The sequence below is a fragment of the Laedolimicola ammoniilytica genome, from assembly GCF_025567165.1.
GTDB lineage: Bacteria > Bacillota > Clostridia > Lachnospirales > Lachnospiraceae > Laedolimicola > Laedolimicola ammoniilytica.
The window spans coordinates 69599-87565 of sequence record NZ_JAOQKC010000010.1; the positions used below are offsets into that span (position 1 = coordinate 69599).

Annotated in this window: 16 protein-coding genes; 14 read left to right on the forward strand and 2 right to left on the reverse strand. The window is 51.0% G+C overall.

Going from position 1 to position 17967, the window contains the following annotated elements; genetic code table 11:
- The first annotated feature begins 237 nt into the window (after positions 1-237).
- From OCV63_RS08965 to eno, 14 genes are all read left to right on the forward strand, one after another.
- Positions 238-1326 (forward strand): PucR family transcriptional regulator, encoded by a 1089-nt coding sequence (locus tag OCV63_RS08965; RefSeq protein WP_158363499.1) that lies wholly within the window; start codon positions 238-240, stop codon positions 1324-1326.
- Between the two features lie 32 nt (positions 1327-1358).
- Positions 1359-2048 carry a cell division ATP-binding protein FtsE gene (ftsE, locus tag OCV63_RS08970; protein WP_158363500.1) on the forward strand — a complete coding sequence of 230 codons (690 nt, stop codon included), beginning with the start codon at positions 1359-1361 and terminating at the stop codon, positions 2046-2048.
- A complete protein-coding gene (gene ftsX / locus OCV63_RS08975; RefSeq protein ID WP_158363501.1) occupies positions 2038-2946 on the forward strand; it encodes a permease-like cell division protein FtsX in 909 nt (302 codons plus the stop codon). The genes ftsE and ftsX overlap by 11 nt, the downstream gene beginning before the upstream one ends.
- Positions 2947-2974: 28 nt before the next feature.
- Positions 2975-4189: a murein hydrolase activator EnvC family protein gene (locus tag OCV63_RS08980; RefSeq protein WP_158363502.1), complete on the forward strand. Its 1215-nt coding sequence runs from the start codon at positions 2975-2977 to the stop codon at positions 4187-4189.
- A 38-nt stretch (positions 4190-4227) separates the two neighbouring features.
- A complete protein-coding gene (locus tag OCV63_RS08985) occupies positions 4228-5445 on the forward strand; it encodes a S41 family peptidase (protein ID WP_158363503.1) in 1218 nt (405 codons plus the stop codon).
- Between the two features lie 511 nt (positions 5446-5956).
- The gene (ulaG, locus tag OCV63_RS08990) at positions 5957-7060 is read left to right on the forward strand and encodes an L-ascorbate 6-phosphate lactonase (RefSeq protein WP_158363504.1); all 1104 of its coding nucleotides are present in this window, start codon (positions 5957-5959) and stop codon (positions 7058-7060) included.
- A 26-nt stretch (positions 7061-7086) separates the two neighbouring features.
- Positions 7087-7545 carry a PTS sugar transporter subunit IIA gene (locus OCV63_RS08995; RefSeq protein ID WP_158363505.1) on the forward strand — a complete coding sequence of 153 codons (459 nt, stop codon included), beginning with the start codon at positions 7087-7089 and terminating at the stop codon, positions 7543-7545.
- A gap of 71 nt (positions 7546-7616) precedes the next feature.
- Positions 7617-9107, forward strand: coding sequence for a PTS ascorbate transporter subunit IIC (locus OCV63_RS09000; protein WP_158363506.1), 1491 nt, complete (start codon positions 7617-7619; stop codon positions 9105-9107).
- 46 nt (positions 9108-9153) lie between these two features.
- A complete protein-coding gene (locus OCV63_RS09005; RefSeq protein WP_158363507.1) occupies positions 9154-9450 on the forward strand; it encodes a PTS sugar transporter subunit IIB in 297 nt (98 codons plus the stop codon).
- A 102-nt stretch (positions 9451-9552) separates the two neighbouring features.
- A complete protein-coding gene (locus OCV63_RS09010; RefSeq protein ID WP_158363508.1) occupies positions 9553-10311 on the forward strand; it encodes a DeoR/GlpR family DNA-binding transcription regulator in 759 nt (252 codons plus the stop codon).
- A 43-nt stretch (positions 10312-10354) separates the two neighbouring features.
- A complete protein-coding gene (locus tag OCV63_RS09015) occupies positions 10355-11404 on the forward strand; it encodes a hypothetical protein (protein ID WP_158363509.1) in 1050 nt (349 codons plus the stop codon).
- A 28-nt stretch (positions 11405-11432) separates the two neighbouring features.
- On the forward strand, positions 11433-12281 hold the full coding sequence (locus OCV63_RS09020) for an L-ribulose-5-phosphate 3-epimerase (RefSeq protein WP_158363510.1): 849 nt from the start codon (positions 11433-11435) through the stop codon (positions 12279-12281).
- Positions 12282-12294: 13 nt separating this feature from the next.
- A complete protein-coding gene (locus tag OCV63_RS09025; protein ID WP_158363511.1) occupies positions 12295-12996 on the forward strand; it encodes an L-ribulose-5-phosphate 4-epimerase in 702 nt (233 codons plus the stop codon).
- Between the two features lie 449 nt (positions 12997-13445).
- Entirely contained in the window at positions 13446-14744 is a 1299-nt protein-coding gene (eno, locus tag OCV63_RS09030; protein ID WP_158363512.1) for a phosphopyruvate hydratase, read from the forward strand.
- A 95-nt stretch (positions 14745-14839) separates the two neighbouring features.
- Here eno and OCV63_RS09035 read toward each other — a convergent pair whose 3' ends face one another.
- Positions 14840-17293: a CotH kinase family protein gene (locus OCV63_RS09035; protein ID WP_158363513.1), complete on the reverse strand. Its 2454-nt coding sequence runs from the start codon at positions 17291-17293 to the stop codon at positions 14840-14842.
- Complete coding sequence (locus OCV63_RS09040) at positions 17290-17958, reverse strand: YigZ family protein (RefSeq protein ID WP_158363514.1); 669 nt, start codon at positions 17956-17958, stop codon at positions 17290-17292. The genes OCV63_RS09035 and OCV63_RS09040 overlap by 4 nt, the downstream gene beginning before the upstream one ends.
- Positions 17959-17967: the final 9 nt, after the last annotated feature.

The window sequence follows — 17967 nt, forward strand, 5'->3', positions numbered from 1 at the left end:
AACTATGTATAGGAAATATTTGGGTTGATAAATGAAAAAAGCTTGAGGAAATGCATAAAAATTTTGCATTTCCTCTTTTCAATTTTGTTGTTTTGCATTAATATATAAATTAGGTTTCTAGTGTTTTAAGAAAAAGAGGGGTATTTTCATTGTAAATATTGCCAGAAACGGGGTTGGAGAAGGATTGGCGATATGCACAAAGCGAAAACTATATGAACAAAAGGAGCGGAGAGATTTATGATTTCAAATCAGGTATTGCAGAACACGATTGACGGACTCAAAGGAATTACCAGAATCGATCTTTGTGTGATCGACACGGAGGGGAAGGTACTCGCGTCCACATTTCCGGAGGCGGACGCCTATACGGGTTCCGTATTGGCTTTCATAGATTCTCCGGCGGACAGCCAGGTGATTCAGGGTTTCCAGTTCTTTAAAATATTTGATGATAATCAGCTGGAATACATTCTTCTGCTGAACGGCGGAAGCGAGGATGCCTACATGATCGGCAAGCTGGTGGTATTCCAGATCCAGAATTTACTGGTTGCATATAAGGAGCGATTCGATAAAGATAATTTTATCAAGAACCTGCTTCTGGACAACCTGCTTCTGGTGGATATCTACAACCGGGCCAAGAAGCTGCATATCCAGACCGAGGTGCGCAGAGCAGTCTTTACCATTGAGACCGGCCGGGAGAAGGATACGGCTTCCCTGGAGAATGTGCGGACTCTGTTCGGCGCAAAGTCCCATGATTTTATCACGGCGGTGGACGAGAAGAATATCATCGTGGTGAAGGAGCTGGCGGACAATGAGGGCTACCCGGAGCTGAACCGCACGGCCAAGGTCATCTGCGATCTCCTGAACAATGAAGGGGACGAAAGGGTGCACGTGGCTTACGGTACAATCGTGGGCGAAATTAAGGAGGTGTCCCGTTCTTATAAAGAGGCGCGCATGGCTCTTGACGTCGGCAAGATTTTCTTTGATGACAAGGATATTATTGCATATAGCACTCTGGGCATCGGACGTCTGATTTATCAGCTTCCGATTCCTCTGTGTAAGATGTTTATCCGGGAGATCTTTGACGGCAAGTCTCCGGACGATTTCGACGAGGAGACGCTGACTACCATCAACAAGTTCTTCGAGAACAGCCTGAATGTATCGGAGACCTCCAGACAGCTCTATATCCACCGCAATACGCTGGTGTACCGTCTGGATAAGCTGCAGAAGAGCACCGGCCTTGACCTTAGGGTGTTCGAGGATGCGATCACGTTCAAGATTGCGCTGATGGTAGTGAAATATATGAAATACATGGAGTCCATGGATTATTAACAATTGGTAAGCTAAGGCTGAGGAGTGAAAAAATGATTGATATACAGAACGTGACAAAGTCCTATGCCACGGGCGTGCAGGCCTTAAATGGCGTCACGCTGCACATTGACAGGGGCGAATTTGTCTTTATCGTGGGAAACAGCGGTTCCGGCAAGTCCACGCTGATCAAGCTGCTCTTGAAAGAACTTGACCCCAGTTCCGGAACCATTAAGGTCAATGGAATCAACCTGAATAAGATGAAAGCAAAGGCGATTCCGAAGTATCGCAGAAAGCTGGGCGTGGTGTTCCAGGATTTCCGTCTTCTGAAGGACCGGAACGTCTATGAGAATATCGCCTTTGCCCAGCGGGTTATCGCCACACCCAGCAAGGACATCCGGAAAAATGTGCCGAAAATGCTTTCCCTGGTAGGTCTGGCGGAGAAGTACAAGTCTTTCCCGAAGCAGCTCTCCGGAGGAGAGCAGCAGAGAGTTGCCCTAGCGAGGGCTTTGGTAAACCGGCCGAATATTCTGCTGGCCGACGAGCCTACCGGTAACCTGGATCCGAAGAATTCCAGAGAAATCATGAAGCTTCTGGAGACCATCAACGAGCGCGGTACGACCGTGCTGGTGGTAACGCATAACCAGGAGATTGTAGATCAGATGAAGAAACGGGTAATTGTCATGAACAAAGGCGTCATAATCAGTGACGAGCGCAACGCTGGGTACACACAGAATGCGAATTAGTTCTATCGGCTACTGCCTGAAGCAGGGCCTGAAAAATATCTGGCGCAACAAAATGTTTTCCCTGGCGTCGATTGCCACCATGTCCGCCTGTATTTTCCTGTTTGGAATCTTTTTCTGTGTGGTAGAGAATTTCCAGTATATGGTAAAAGAGGCGGAGAAATCCGTGGCGGTTACCGTATTCTTTGACGAGGGAATGTCTGAGGAGGACATTCAGGCGATAGGTGAAAAAATCCAGGCCCGGAGCGAGGTGTCTGAGGCGGTCTTTGTATCCGCGGAGGAATCCTGGGAGCAGTATAAGGAGATTTATTTTAAAGATAACCCTCAGCTTGCGGAGGGCTTTGCAGATGATAATCCGCTGGCCAATCAGGCCCATTATGAGATTTATTTGAAGAATGTGGAACAGCAGGAGAGCCTGGTAGAATGGCTGGGCAGCGTGGAAGGCGTCCGTAAGATTAATCAGTCTGCCCAGGTGGCAGATATTCTGACGAATTTCAATATGCTGATTGGTTATATTTCTGTGGCAGTGATTATTTTGCTGCTGTGCGTATCGGTCTTCCTGATCAGCAATACGGTCACCATCGGTATCGCAGTCCGCAAAGAAGAAATTGCAATCATGAAGCTGATCGGAGCCACCAACGGTTTCGTCAAGGCCCCCTTTGTAGTGGAGGGTATTATCATTGGAATCCTGGGCGCTGCTTTCCCGTTGGCGCTGCTGTATTATCTGTATACACAGCTCGTGGGCTTTGTGGGAGATAAGTTTAATGCGCTGACAGGGCTTCTGCAGTTCCTTCCGGTAAATGAAATGTTCCGGATTCTGCTTCCGGTGGGCCTGGCGCTGGGCGTGGGCATCGGCTTCTTCGGCAGCTTCTTTACCATTCGGAAGCATCTGAAGGTGTGATGAGGTTAAAAAGAGGATATGTAACACAATGAAAAGAATGCGTGTGGCAGGCTCTCTCCTTGCGGTGGCGCTTGCAGTTGGCTGTATTTTCACGAATGAGAACCTGCGGGTGTCCGCGACGGCGAGTAAAATCGATACCAGCGATCTGGAGGATAAGAAGCAGGATACCCTGGATAAGATCAAGGATATCAAGTCGGACATCAGCGACACCAAAAAGCGAATCTCGGATCTGGAGAACAGCAAGAGTAATCTGGAGACGTATATCTCCAAGCTGGATCAGGAGGCCAATAACCTTGCGAAGCAGATCGACAAGCTGAACAAGGATATTGAGGCCAAGAAAGAGGAGATTACCGTGGCGGCGGAGAAACTTGCCGAGGCGGAGGCCACGGCGGCTCAACAGTACGAGGACATGAAAAAGCGGATTCAGTATCTCTATGAAAATGGGAATCCGTCTTACCTGGAGCTGTTCCTGACGTCGGAGAGCATGGCCGATTTTCTGAATAAATCCAGCTATGCGGAGCAGGTGACGGCCTACGACCGGAGTATGCTGGAGGAATATATTGCCCAGAAGCAGGCGGTGGAGGAAAAGAAAAAACAGCTGGAAATCGAGAAGGAAGATCTGGACGCCATGGCGGACGCGGCTTCCGAGCAGAAGAAAACCGTGGACGGCCTGATTAAAAGCAAGACAGCCCAGATTCAGAGCTATCAGGATCAGATCGACAGTGAGAACAGCAATGCGGCCGAATATAAGGCAGATCTGACCAAGCAGCAGAAGTTGCTCGATCAGATTGAGCAGCAGATCGCGGCGGCAGCAGCGGCTAACGCCCAGGCCGGCGACGGCGACGGCGGAGCCTCCGGTTTTCTGTGGCCCTGCCCCAGCAGCAAGCGGATCACTAGCGGCTTTGGGAACCGCGCCCAGCCTACGGCGGGAGCTTCAACCAATCATAAAGGCATCGATATCGGTGCTTCCTACGGAGCATCGATTATAGCTGCGGCAGGCGGGCGTGTGACCACGGCGGCCTACAGCAGTTCTGCGGGCAACTACGTAGTCATTTCCCATGGAAACGGTCTGTCTACCGTATACATGCACTGCTCCGCATTGTATGTGAGCGCCGGACAGACGGTCAGTGCGGGCCAGTCTATCGCTGCAGTGGGTTCCACCGGCTATTCCACCGGCAATCATCTGCATTTTGGCGTGATTAAAAACGGAAGTTATGTAAACCCGCTGGGCTATGTGGGCTAGGCGGAATTGGACGAAGGATAAGGACATATACTGGAATTATGGAAAATAAAAAGCAGTTTATCAGGGGAATTGCCGTCGGCGTGGTGATTACTGCGCTGGTGGCGGGCGGAGTTTCCTTCGGAAGCCGGGCGCTTACGAAGGTCTCCGATGAAAAGAAGGCGGAAAGCGGCGAGCTGAATCTGACCAGCACAGCGGTCGAGGATAAGATCACCGAGATTGAGACACTGGTTCAGAAGTATTATCTGAATGAGATTGATACGGAGCAGGTGGAGAACTATCTGTATAAAGGTATGATCGCAGGCCTGGATGACGCCTATGCGGCCTACTATACGAAGGAAGAATACCAGAGCATGATGGATTCCACCAACGGAAGCTACTATGGCATCGGTGTGGAAATGAGTCAGAATATGACCACCGGAATCATCACCATTACCCGGGTCTTTGAGGGATCGCCCGCGGAGGAGGCAGGCCTGCTTCCGGGAGACGTCATTTACAAGGTGCAGGATACAGAGGTGACCGGAGAGGATCTGACCAAGGTGGTCTCCATGGTAAAGGGAGCGGAAGGCACGACGGTTCCGATTTCCGTGGCCAGGGAAGGGGAAAGCGATTATCTGACCTTTGACGTGGAACGCAGAACCATCGAGATCGCTACGGTAGAGCACAGGATGCTGGACGGCAATATCGGCTATATCTCCATCGCCAGCTTTGATGATGTGACGGTCAATCAGTTCCTGACCGCTCTGGAGGATCTGGAAAATCAGGGAGAGACTGCGCTGATTATCGACCTTCGCAACAACGGAGGCGGCCTGGTGTCAAGCGCGGGCAGCATTCTCGACCGCCTGCTACCGGAAGGCCTGATTGTATACACAGAAGACAAATACGGCAACCGGGAGGAACTGAAGTCCGACGCCGAGAACTATTTTGATAAACCGCTGGCTGTCCTGGTCAACGGAAACAGCGCCAGTGCTTCGGAAATCTTCGCCGGGGCCATCAAGGATTACGGAATCGGCACGCTGGTGGGAACCCAGACCTTTGGCAAGGGCATTGTCCAGAAGGTGTATCCCTTAAGCGACGGTACGGCTGTGAAGCTGACCGTATCCAAGTATTATACGCCCAAGGGCAACAATATCCATGGAATCGGCATAACGCCGGACGTGGAGGTGGAGCTGGATGCGGACGTGGCCAACGCGATCACGATTCCGGAGGAGAAGGATAACCAGCTTCAGAAGGCTGTGGAAATCTTAACAGAAAAATAGAGAGCGAAACCCCTGTCCGGAGAATTACGGACAGGGGTTTTATGTAATAGGAAATTCCTGTGGAATTCCCTATTACATAAAAGCAAGCAGAGCTTGCAAGGATGCGCACTCGGCGTAGTGGTAGATGGTTGCTGAAGCAACCGCGCCTCGGCGCGAGAATGTGCCAACGGCACATTCTTTTTTTGGTAAATCTAAAAATATTCTAAAAAGTCATAAAAATCTGTAAAACCCCATGTGACATAACATGCATACAAAACATAAAAATTCAAAACGTTCATATAAATGAAATAATTTAGTCAAAATGCAAAAATATTGTTTTTAAACTCGTGCAATAAGCACAGAAAATTTGTTTAATGCTACAAAAATATCAAAACACACATAAAATGAACATAAAACAATACAGAATGTTCATATAAAACCTTGCAAGATAAGAGGCGATTTTGTATGATAAGCACATAAGAAAAAAGAAACCAAGAATATAAATATCCAAGAAGAAAGGGAGATTTGAGAAATGTCCAAAATTAGTGAAATGACAAGAGACAGCTGGATCAAAAGCACCTTCCCGGAGTGGGGAACCTGGCTCGTAGAAGATATCGAGAACGAGGTTGTAGCGCCCGGAAACGTGGCTATGTGGTGGCTGGGATGTACCGGCGTATGGTTTAAGACACCGGCTGACACCAATATCACCATCGACCTGTGGTGTGGAAACGGTAAGAGAACCCATGGCGACAACAAGATGAAGCCGGGCCATCAGATGGCAAATATGTGCGGCGGACGTCTGATGCAGCCGAACCTGAGAAACGTACCCTTCGTCATTGACCCGTTTGCTTTCAAGCATGTGGACGCAGTTCTGGCAACCCATTACCATCAGGACCATATGTCAGCAGAGTGGGCAGCACATGTTATCCAGAGCGGAATGACTACGACCGATGAGAACGGAAAAGAGATTCCGGTACCCTTCATCGGACCGAAGAAGTCTGTAGAGACCTGGGTAAAATGGGGCGTTCCGGAAGAACGCTGCATTACTGTGAAGCCGGGCGATACCATCAAGATCAAGGACCTGGAGATCGTTGCTCTGGACAGCTTTGACCGTACCTGTATCGTTACCACAGACGATACCAGCGAGAACAGAGAAGAGCTGACAGGCGTTTGCCCCACGGATATGGACGATAAGGCAGTAAACTACCTGGTTAAGACTCCGGGCGGAAACATCTATCACTCCGGTGATTCTCACTTCTCCATTTACTTTGCAAAGCATGGTAAGGATTATGATATCGATGTTGCATTTGGTTCCTTCGGTGAGAACCCCATCGGTATGCAGGATAAGATGAGCTCTGTAGATATCCTTCGTATGGCTGAGAACCTGCGGTGTAAGGTTGTTGTCCCGATTCACTGGGACGTATGGACCAACTTCCAGGCAGACTGCGACGAGATCAAGCTGCTGTATGATTTCAAGAAGGACAGAAACGAGTACAAGTTCCATCCGTTCTTCTGGCAGGTAGGCGGAAAGTACACCTATCCCCAGGACAAGGATAAGATTTACTATCATCACAGAAGAGGCTTTGAGGACTGCTTCGAGCATCCCCAGAACATTCCGTTCCGTTCCTGTCTGTAAGCTTTGGAATAAGGGAGAAAAGGATTATGTTAAGAGAGTTTGTGGAAAAGAAGCATTATCTGTTTGCCAAGGAAGCAAAGGACTGGGAAGATGCTATCATCATGAGTTGCAAATCCCTGGAGGCAGACGGAACGGTAGAATCCAATTACGCCCATGATATCGTAGAGTGCGTTCGCAAGTACGGTCCGTATATCGTAATCATGCCGAACATCGCGATGCCGCATTCCCAGGAGGGCGCAGTCGGAGTCAACAAGACGGCCATCGGCTTTATGAAGCTGGAGAAGCCGGTCAGCTTTGACCCGAATGACCCGGAAAAGGACGCTCAGCTGTTCTTCACCCTGGCATCCTGCAATCCGGATCAGCATCTGAACAATATGATGCGTCTGTCGGAAATGCTGATGAATGAGGAGCTGGTAGCAGAGCTTCTGAAGGCTGAGGGGCCGGAGGATCTGCTGAAGCTTCAGGAGAAGTATCTGGACAAATAAGAACCTGACCGCGGCCTGTGAGGACGGGCTGCGGTTAAAGATAAAGGGGAAAATGTAGGAGGAAAAGAGTTATGGATATTTTAATGAGAGCATGGTCGTACTTTGCTACGAACATTCTGCAGCAGCCGGCATGGATGATCGGCCTGATCGTACTGATTGGTTACATTCTGCTGAAGAAACCCTGGTATGATGTACTTGGCGGAACCATCAAGGCAGTCGTAGGTTACATGATCCTGGCAGCAGGTTCCGGCGGACTGGTAAGCAACTTCCGTCCGGTGCTGGTAGGCCTGAAGGATCGTTTCAATCTGGACGCTATGGTTATCGACCCGTATTTCGGACAGAACGCGGTAACCGCAGGCCTGGAGGAAGTATTTGGAAAGCCGTTTTCACAGGTTATGATGCTTCTTCTGATTGCGTTTATCATCAACATTTTACTGGTTCGTTTCAGTAAGGTAACAAAGCTTCGTTCTCTGTTTACCACAGGTCATATACAGGTACAGCAGGCTTCCACAGCTTACTGGCTGATCCTGTTCGCACTGCCGGGACTGGCTACCAATAACACAGCGCTTCTGGTGGTAATGGCAATCGTACTTGGTCTGTATTGGGCAGTAGGCTCCAACCTGACCATCAAGCCGACCCAGGAGCTGACAGACGGCGCAGGCTTCTGTCTTGGACATCAGCAGATCATGGGAGTGGCACTGTTCTCCTGGATCGCAGGCAAAATGCATGAGCGCGATGTAAAGAAGGGCAAAGAGGCTTCCAAGAAGCTGGAGGATATCGAGCTTCCGGGCTTTATGTCCATCTTCAATGAGAACATGGTATGTACCGCAATCCTGATGACGGTATTCTTTGGAGCAATCCTTCTGGTTCTTGGCAGAGATTATCTGACTGAGGCCGGATTCATGAAGGAAGGACAGAGCTTCCTGTTCTATATCCTGACTGTCTGCCTGAACTTCGCAGTATATCTGGCAATCCTGCAGCTGGGTGTTCGTACCTTCGTAACAGAGCTGACCAATTCCTTCCAGGGTATTGCCAATAAGTGGCTCCCGGGTTCTGTACCGGCAGTAGACTGTGCGGTATCTTACGGTTTCGGTTCCCCGAACGCAGTACCGATTGGTTTCCTGGCTGGTGCTCTTGGACAGTTTATCGCAATCGGCGCTCTGATTCTTCTGAAGAGCCCGGTACTGGTAATTGCCGGATTCGTACCTGTTTTCTTTGACAATGCGACCATCGCGGTGTATGCTAATAACAAGGGCGGTCTGAAAGCAGCGCTTATCCTGCCGTTTATCTCCGGTCTGTGCCAGGTATTCGGTTCTGCGCTCATCGCAGGCTGGGTAGGCATGGCAGCATACGGCGGATACCTTGGTATGTGGGACTGGGCAGTTGTATGGCCGGTATTCACAGTTCTGATGAAGTACTTAAGCTACGCAGGTCTGGCAATCGTAATTGTTGCCCTGCTGGCTATCCCGCAGCTGCAGTACAGAGCTGACAAGGAAGGCTACTTCCTGATGACTGAGGACTGGGAAGCATACAAAGAGCTGAAGGCTAAGAAGGCTGAATAAAGATTCGCCAAATATACACTAGTTAATCCGATAGGAGGAAACGACAATGCTGAACATTTTGGTTTGCTGCGCAAACGGCGCCGGAACAAGTCTGATGATGAAGATGACTACAGAGAAGGTTGTAAAGTCTCTGGGTATCAAGGTTGGAAAGCTGCATCACTGCTCTCTTTCTGAAGGAAAGAGCTCTGCAACCCAGTTTGATGTAGTATTCTGCCCGCTGAACTTCATCTCCATGTTCAAGGAAGCAGAAGCAAAGGGTGTCCATGTAATCGGTCTGAAGAACGTAATGTCTCAGGCAGAGATGGAAGAAAAACTGAAAGCATCCGGAGTACCGCTTGACTAAAGCTTAGACAAGACGAGGGCGCTTCCCCGTGGCTGGAAGGCCATGGGGGAGCGCTTTTCTGATGGATATGATTCAAAAGGATACAAGAAGGAGTGAAATGCCGTGAAAACAAGCCGTTCCATTGTGAACAGTCGAAGAGAGAAAATCCTGGAGACCGTAAGAAATGACGGAGATGTGTCAGTCAGCAGCCTGTCGGAAATGCTGCAGGTTTCTCCCCTGACGATTCGGCGCGATCTCCAGTATCTGGAAGAACATAAACTCCTGGAGCGCTTTTACGGAGGCGCAAGGACAGGAAATGCGGAAGTACCGCGAAAAAACAGCAGAGAGCTCCGGAAGGAACGGATTGCAAAATATGCGGCCGGTCTGGTGGAGGATGGAGACAGCATTCTTCTGAATACCAGCTCCACAGCTCTTGCTATGGTAAAATACATTACCAGCCGGAATGTAACAATTATTACAAATAACGGAAATATTATCAACGAGGAGAATCCCTCCCAGGCAACGATTATTCTTCTGGGTGGGGAACTGCGGTATCAGAAGGGCGCTATGGTTGGTGACTTTACAAAAAATAGTCTGGCGTACGTGACCGCGAAGAAAAGCTTTATCGGATGTACGGGAATCAGTCCGGACATCGGTATGGTGACAGAGATGGTGAGCGAGGTAAACCTGAACCAGATGATGTTTCAGCGGGTAACCGGCGCATCTTATATTCTGGCAGACAGCTCCAAGTTCGGAGAAAGAGCAGGAGGAGTATCCTGTCCGCCGGAGAAAATAGAAAATATTATCACGGACATGAACGCCCCGGCGGATATGCTCCGTGAATTTCGTGAAATGGGAACCTGGGTATATCAGGTAGATTAGGTAACTGGTCAGGTACTGAACAGTTACAGATTAGGAGACTGGAATGAAAGTAAATAAAATCAAAACACATGAACTGGAAAAATGCTATTCCATCTGTCCGCTGACCTACAACGGAGCAGAGCATATGCTGGTAGCGGCAGAGAAGGTGAATAAGTGTCTGCTGTTTGATCTGGATGGAAATCTGGAAGAAACCGTATGGGACGAGCCCGGCGGAGTCATGACCATGGTTCAGATTCCGGGAAGCAACGGCGAGTTCCTGGCTACCCATAAATTCTATTCACCGAACGATTCCAAGGAGGCGAAGATTATCCTGGCTTCTCCCAAGGGAAAAAATGACTGGGCGGTAAAAACCATTGCGGATCTGCCCTTCGTACATCGTTTCGATATCCTGACCAGAGGCGGCGTAAACTACATCGTTGCCTGCGCGCTGAAGTCCGGTCATGAGTTCAAGGATGACTGGAGTATGCCTGGTAAGATCTGGGTAGGCGAGCTTCCGGCGGACTTAAGCGATATCAACGAGGATAACCAGGTGAAGCTGGTGCCGCTGAAAGAGAACCTGTTGAAGAACCATGGTTACTGCCGCGTAGAGAAGGACGGCGTCATGAGCGGTATCGTGGGAACTGAGAATGGTATTTTCAAGGTGACGCCGCCGGCAGAAAAGGGCGGTGAGTGGACCGTAGAAACTCTGACAGAGGATCCGGCCAGCGATATGACCTTTGCTGATTTCGATGGAGACGGCGAGGATGAAATGCTGGTTATGACCCCGTTCCACGGCGATACCATCAAGATTTACAAGAAGGTAAACGGCAAGTACGCCTGCGTAAAGACCTTTGAGGGTTCCTATGAGTTCCTGCACGGTATCTGGGGCGCAGAGATTCTGGGCAAGGGTATGGCGATCATCGGAAACCGTAAGGGCGATCGGGATCTGATGGCATGCTATCACGACGGTAAGGATTATGTCCTGGAGGTTCTGGATCATAACGTAGGACCGGCCAACACCCGTGTATACAAGAAGCCGGGCAACAAGCTGGGCATCCTGTCTACCAACCGCGAGATCGACGAGATCGCGTTCTATGAGATTGAGAGCCTGTAAGCAGGATCTTTGTAGGAAAGGATAAAACATGAAAGCATACAGCATTGGATTATACGAAAAGGCTATGCCGAATACGCTGACCTGGAAGGAAAAGCTGGAGGCAGCGAAAGAGGCAGGTTATGATTTCGTGGAAATCAGCATCGACGAGACCGACGCGAAGCTGGCCCGCCTGGACTGGACCAAAGAAGAGCGTCTGGAGCTGGTAAAGACCATGTATGAGGTGGGACTGCCCATCCGCAGCATGTGCCTGTCCGGCCACCGGAAGTACCCGCTGGGAAGCAGCGATCCGGCTACAGAGGCAAGAAGCCTGGAGATTATGGAGAAGGCCATTCAGCTGGCAGACGATTTGGGCGTCCGCATCATCCAGCTGGCAGGCTATGACGTATATTATGACGAATCCACACCGGAGACTGTAGAGCGTTTCGGACGGAATCTCAAAAAGGCAGCCCGTATGGCAGCCAGAGCAGGCGTGCTGATGGGCTTCGAGACCATGGAGACCGAGTTCATGAACACCTGTGAGAAGTCCATGAAATACGTAGACAAAATCAATTCCACTTACTTGAATGTATATCCGGACTGTGGTAATATCAATAATGCGGCAATTACCTATGGAACCGATGTGCTTGCAGACCTTAGAAGCTGTGATGGCCATGTGGTTGCCATGCATTTAAAGGAGACTGTTCCGGGCAAATTCCGCGACATGATGTACGGAGAGGGACAGGTTGATTTCCCGGCGATGATTGACACCGCATGGAAGATTGGTGTGCGCCGTTTTGTAACGGAGTTCTGGTATCTGGGCAAGGAGGATTGGAAGGCAGATCTGCATTTTGCCAATTCTGCCATGAGAAAGCTCCTGGATCAGAAGGCGGACGACTAAAGGAGGAGAAATCATGTTAGAGGAACTGAAAAAACAGGTTTATGAAGCCAATATGGAGCTTCCGAGAAGAGGACTTATCACCTATACATGGGGAAATGTCAGTGGAATCGACCGGGAAAAGGGTCTTTTTGTAATCAAACCCAGCGGAGTAGAGTACGATCTGCTGAAGCCGGAGGATATGGTAGTTATCGACCTTGAGGGCAATAAGGTAGAGGGTGATTACAATCCGTCCTCCGATACACCGACCCATCTGGAGCTGTATAAGGCGTTCCCGAAGATTGGCGGCGTAGTACATACCCATTCTCCGTGGGCTACCTCCTGGGCACAGGCAGGCCGCAGCATTCCCTGCTACGGAACCACACACGCAGATTACTTCTACGGCGAGATTCCCTGCGCCAGAAGCCTGACCGCAGAGGAAATCAACGGCGAGTATGAGAAGAATACAGGTCTTGTAATCGTTGAAACCTTCAACAACAGAGGTATCGACCCGATGCATGTACCGGGCGTTCTGTGCACCAACCACGGACCGTTCACCTGGGGAACAGACGCAGCCAATGCCGTACATAACGCAGTCGTTCTTGAGGAGGTTGCCAAGATGGCATGTCGTACCGAGATCCTGAACGCGAGAGTACAGCCGGCTCCGCAGGTTATCCAGGACAAGCATTTCCTGAGAAAGCATGGCGCAAATGCTTACTACGGACAGATTAAGAGATAATAGAAAATAAAAAAGGCAGCAGCCAGATCCCATGTGATTCGACTGCTGTTTTTTTTAATTTGTTCACGTAGCTGCTTTCGTTTCCAAAATTTTAATCGATGTTTTCAAAGTAAATAATTTGATAATCTTTGTCAATACTATGAAAAAAGGGCGTCCGTGCATTGACTTTAAAAATGGATTCTGTTACGATACAGGAAGTTAGGCAATACTAACTGCATGTGAATAAATCAGGCAGACTCCTTTGGGAAGAATTGGCTTATCCTTCCTGTGTCCATGAGACTGGGAAGATGTATCGGGTGGCTCCTTTGCATCTTCCGGTGTTCTGCCCTATTGAAATCCCTTACAGGGATACCTATATGCGCTGAAAAATGCGCAGATCAGAGAAATCCCTTACAGGGATACCTATATGCGCAAAAATATGCGCAGATCAAGGAAAGGAGATTTTTAAAATGGATTATTTACAGATTGAGAAGGTTGTGGGAAGAGAGATCCTGGATTCCAGAGGAAATCCGACCGTGGAGGCGGAGGTAACTCTGGCAGACGGAACTGTGGCTCGCGGAACCGCCCCCAGCGGCGCTTCTACCGGTGAATTTGAGGCGCTGGAGCTGCGTGACGGTGACAAAAGCAGATACCTGGGAAAAGGCGTTACAAAGGCCGTAGAGAATATCAATACCATTATCAATGAGGCGGTGAAGGGACTGGATGCTTCTGACATCTACGCGGTAGACCGCGCCATGATTGAGGCAGACGGAACCGGGGATAAGTCCAAGCTGGGTGCAAACGCGATTCTGGCCGTATCCATCGCGACCTGCCGTGCGGCAGCAGCAGCTCTGGATATCCCGCTGTACCGTTTCCTGGGCGGCATAAATGGCAATCGTCTGCCGGTGCCGATGATGAATATCGTAAACGGCGGCTGCCATGCGCTGTCTTCCGGACTGGATGTGCAGGAATTCATGATTATGCCGGTGGGCGCGCCTTCTTTTAAGGAGTGTTTAAGATGGTGTGCGGAGGTATTCCATGCGCTGGCGTCTATCCTGAAGGAGAGAGGGCTGGCCACATCCGTTGGTGACGAGGGCGGTTTTGCTCCGGCGCTGAAGTCTGATGTAGAGGCCATTGAGACGATTCTGGAGGCAGTGAAGAAGGCCGGATACGAACCGGGTAAGGATTTCATGATTGCTATGGACGCAGCGTCCTCCGAGTGGAAGAGCGAGAAGGGCAAAGGCTTCTACAAGCTGCCGAAGGCTGGCACAGAGTTTACGGCAGAGCAGCTCATCGAGCACTGGGCTGACCTTTGCGGGAAGTATCCGATTATCTCCATCGAGGATGGTCTGGATGAGGAGGATTGGGAAGGCTGGCAGAAGCTGACTGCCCGTCTGGGCGACAAGGTACAGCTGGTTGGCGACGACCTGTTTGTTACCAATACGGAGCGTCTGTCCAAGGGTATCGAGATGGGCTGCGGTAACTCCATCCTGATTAAGCTGAATCAGATTGGTTCTGTGTCTGAGACTCTTGAGGCTATTAAGATGGCTCATAAGGCTGGGTACACAGCTGTTACTTCTCATCGTTCCGGTGAGACAGCAGACACCACCATCGCTGACCTGGCAGTAGCCCTGAATACCTGCCAGATCAAGACCGGCGCGCCCAGCAGAAGTGAGCGTGTGGCGAAATACAACCAGCTGCTCCGTATCGAAGAGGCACTTGGCAAGAGCGCCGTATATCCGGGAATTAAGGCGTTCAATGTAAAGTAGTTTAAGACGGACATAAATAAAGCCGTACAGTATGTGCGAAAACGTAAATTGACCCGAGGGGGGATTTCCTGCCCCTCGGGTCTCACAACCTAAATTTATTTCTTCTCAAAAACCGCAATTATCCGCGTATCTCCATCCAATCTCACCTGTATCTCCGAATCTTCTATCGCTCCATTCGCGATCTCTCCGCCAGTGATCTCCCAGCGGACAAACTCAGAATCTTCTGCAGGCTCAGCCTTCAGGGTAATCGGGTAGTCGGTGTAATACTGCCCGGTCCAGTCCGCGTTGTCCAGATCCGGCGTGATGGTATTCAAGACTACAGATCCCTGATCTGCCGGAACAGAAGTCAGCGTCACATCCGCCAGAGTGCCCTCCAGTCCGAAATGATCGGCCAGCATGGGAATGATGTATTCCGCACGGTGTTCGAAGAACGTATGGAGATCCTGCAGCTCCTCGTCAAAGGTCGCGGTCTCAGGAGCGGCGTTCCAGCGATCCCAGCTTTTGTCGGCCCAGGGCTTTTGCTCAGCAGTCTGGTCTAAAAGAGCCTTTACGCGGTCCCAGCGGAAATTTTCGTTAGCCAGATCCAGAAAGGTCAGGACAAACTGGCGGCGGAAGTCCTCATTTTTCATGAGGGCGGGCATGGGCTCGTCATCCAGAAAGCCGAGGGCGGCGTAGACGGCGTGACCGGTAAAAGAGTCGAAGGCATAGGCCGGCGTGGTGGCCAGATCCGTGCCGACGCCCAGAGAGTCGTCCAGGTCGTAAAGGATCCAGCGGAAACGGCCGTCGCCTTCGGTGTCATTTTCAGGGGTGACGGTCTGCCAGGTCAGCACATTGCCGCCCAGGGGCTTGGTATCAGTGTTGGCGATGTAGATATTGGTACACATCCAGTCGATGAAGCTCTGCATGTCCATTTTGGTGAGCAGTTCCGCGTAATTCTCCGGGTCAGAGAAGTCGGCCTGACTCAGAAAATCGCGGAGATCCCGGTAATTCTGGAGGGCTTCGTAATCGCCGTCCTCCACATAACGGGTATCTTTGATGAGCAGGGTATTGTCCTGCTCCACATCATAGTGTCCAGCCAGGTATTCTGCGGAATATTTCTCCATCAGGTAATACATCCCCCAGTATTCCCCGTTGAGAAAGACCTGACAGGGGAGATAGCGCTGGGTGGCGGTATCTCGGTCAGCCACCAGGTCAAAGAAGAACGCCTTTTTCAGCGTGCGGCTGCAGCTGAGAATCAGGTTGGGGTAAGAAATGTCAGTGTCAAAAAGCACCGGATCGAAGGTGGATTTGCCATACTTTTTTCTGGAAAATAATGTAAAACTCTTTTGAGGAAAATGGCGCGACTCATTTCCACGGATACGGATACCGCAGTCCTGGCTCAGGGCCAGATTGTGGGACGCGTCGAAGAGCTGGACGTGGGCGGCCCGTTCAGAGCTCCGGCCCTCCAGATAATAGTTGGTGTAATCGGTCAGGAAAGACCAGGGCAGGCCATTGTATATGAGACCGGCATCGATGGCGTTGTCATACAGCGCACCCCGGACATAGATTCCTTTTTCAGAGGAAAAAAGGTTCTCTGGGTCAGTGACCAGGGAGAGGGTCACGGCGTCTTCGTAGCCTTCTTTTTCAGAAAAATCAAGAAAGTAGGTGGCAGTGACCGTGTTGCTGACTCCGCCCTGGGAATCGAAGGCCGCTGCGCGCAGCACGACAGCTTTGTCTACGGGAGTCTCCGGAGGCAGATAGCCGCTGTCCTCCTCGGTGATATCGGTGCGGGACGCATACTGATCCGGATTTTTGCTGGGATCGGTCAGGGTCAGCGGAACGGTATATTCCGGGGAATCAGAAGTGGGATCGCTGCCGTCCAGGGTGTAGCGGATCGTCATCCCCTTCTTTGCGGTGATGGTGACGGCAACTTCATTTTCATAGAAGCCGCTGGCAGTTTCGATGACGGGCGCTTCCGGGACAGAAGACGCATCCTGGTTGGAACTTCCCGGGGTGGGGCGCAGCTGGTCGAATTCCGGGCCGCCGTCCCCGGTGCGGGCGTAGACAGCTCCGGGCCGTATGGAGGAAGGAAGGGTGACGCTGTCCACCAGGAGGGAAGTGGTGATACCGCTTTCGCTCTGATGCTTCCAGGCCAGGGTGATAGTCTCTCCTTCCGAGACAGAGAGGGGAACAGAAGGCTGTCCCTCCGGAGAACCGCCCTCTGAGCCGACGGCGTAGATGCAGAGAAAGCCGTGGGGCTCGATGGTTTTGTCCGGAAGCGGAGCCAGATCGCAATGCCTGGGATTGTCGGACAGCCAGAGCTCTCCCAGGGAAATGGCTTCGTCGGTGGGATTATACAGCTCGATATAGTCCTCGTAGGTGGTAGCCTCATCGATGGCCGTGCCCGGGTTCACGGTACAGATTTCATTGATCCGGAGCTGACGGATGGCGCTGGCGGGCCGTGCGTTTCGGAACTTCCAGAACAGGAGGGCGCCGAAGCAGGTGAGCAGTCCCAGGGTTACGAGAAAAACCGGCAGCAGAAGGCGGGATCTTACGGAGGTGGTCTTCATAGCGTGTCCTCCCTGTCGAAGAGCAGAATATCTCCTTTGTAAACCGCGTAGGAGCAGGCGTCGCCTTTGGTCAGGACAGCTTTTCCGGCGGTTCCTTCCGTGAGATCCTGACAGAAAGAGTCCAGAAGGGAAGCAGGAACCAGAGCCTCCAGATAGACAGAATCGGTGTAAGAAGAGTTCAGGGTGGGAATCTGCTGCTGGCCCATCAGGTACTGAATTTTCCCCAGATCGCCGTAATCTGCGGAGATCTCCAGCCGGATGCCGGCCTGGCGCTCCAGGATGACGGACGCGGCCAGACCGGTCTGTACGGCTTTGGAATAGGCTCGCACCAGGCCGCCGGTGCCTAACAGCGTACCCCCGAAGTAACGGGTGACGACTACGGCCACATTGTGGATGTTTTCTTTCAGGAGCACGTCCAGCATGGGTCGGCCAGCTGTCCCGGCCGGTTCGCCGTCGTCGCTGCAGCGGGTGAGCTGGTGGCGGCTGCCCAGGGTGAAGGCGGTGCAGTTATGTCTGGCGTCCCAGTATTGTTTCTTCGTCTGCTCGATGAAGCGCAGCGCTTCCTCTTCTGAGGCAATGGGGGCTACCGTCGCGATAAAACGTGATTTTTTTTCCACGATCTCTCCGGTACCGCCCTGATATGCAAAATAATATGTTTCTGACATGGGATTTCC

Coding starts and splice junctions, on each gene's coding strand:
- OCV63_RS08980 (WP_158363502.1), top strand. CDS start 2,975: ATGAAAAGAATGCGTGTGGCAGGCTCTCTCCTTGCGGTGGCGCTTGCA.
- OCV63_RS08995 (WP_158363505.1), top strand. CDS start 7,087: ATGTTAAGAGAGTTTGTGGAAAAGAAGCATTATCTGTTTGCCAAGGAA.
- OCV63_RS09040 (WP_158363514.1), bottom strand. CDS start 17,958: ATGTCAGAAACATATTATTTTGCATATCAGGGCGGTACCGGAGAGATC.
- OCV63_RS09035 (WP_158363513.1), bottom strand. CDS start 17,293: ATGAAGACCACCTCCGTAAGATCCCGCCTTCTGCTGCCGGTTTTTCTC.
- OCV63_RS09020 (WP_158363510.1), top strand. CDS start 11,433: ATGAAAGCATACAGCATTGGATTATACGAAAAGGCTATGCCGAATACG.
- ftsE (WP_158363500.1), top strand. CDS start 1,359: ATGATTGATATACAGAACGTGACAAAGTCCTATGCCACGGGCGTGCAG.
- OCV63_RS09005 (WP_158363507.1), top strand. CDS start 9,154: ATGCTGAACATTTTGGTTTGCTGCGCAAACGGCGCCGGAACAAGTCTG.
- OCV63_RS09025 (WP_158363511.1), top strand. CDS start 12,295: ATGTTAGAGGAACTGAAAAAACAGGTTTATGAAGCCAATATGGAGCTT.
- ulaG (WP_158363504.1), top strand. CDS start 5,957: ATGTCCAAAATTAGTGAAATGACAAGAGACAGCTGGATCAAAAGCACC.
- OCV63_RS08965 (WP_158363499.1), top strand. CDS start 238: ATGATTTCAAATCAGGTATTGCAGAACACGATTGACGGACTCAAAGGA.
- OCV63_RS09015 (WP_158363509.1), top strand. CDS start 10,355: ATGAAAGTAAATAAAATCAAAACACATGAACTGGAAAAATGCTATTCC.
- ftsX (WP_158363501.1), top strand. CDS start 2,038: ATGCGAATTAGTTCTATCGGCTACTGCCTGAAGCAGGGCCTGAAAAAT.
- OCV63_RS09000 (WP_158363506.1), top strand. CDS start 7,617: ATGGATATTTTAATGAGAGCATGGTCGTACTTTGCTACGAACATTCTG.
- OCV63_RS08985 (WP_158363503.1), top strand. CDS start 4,228: ATGGAAAATAAAAAGCAGTTTATCAGGGGAATTGCCGTCGGCGTGGTG.
- eno (WP_158363512.1), top strand. CDS start 13,446: ATGGATTATTTACAGATTGAGAAGGTTGTGGGAAGAGAGATCCTGGAT.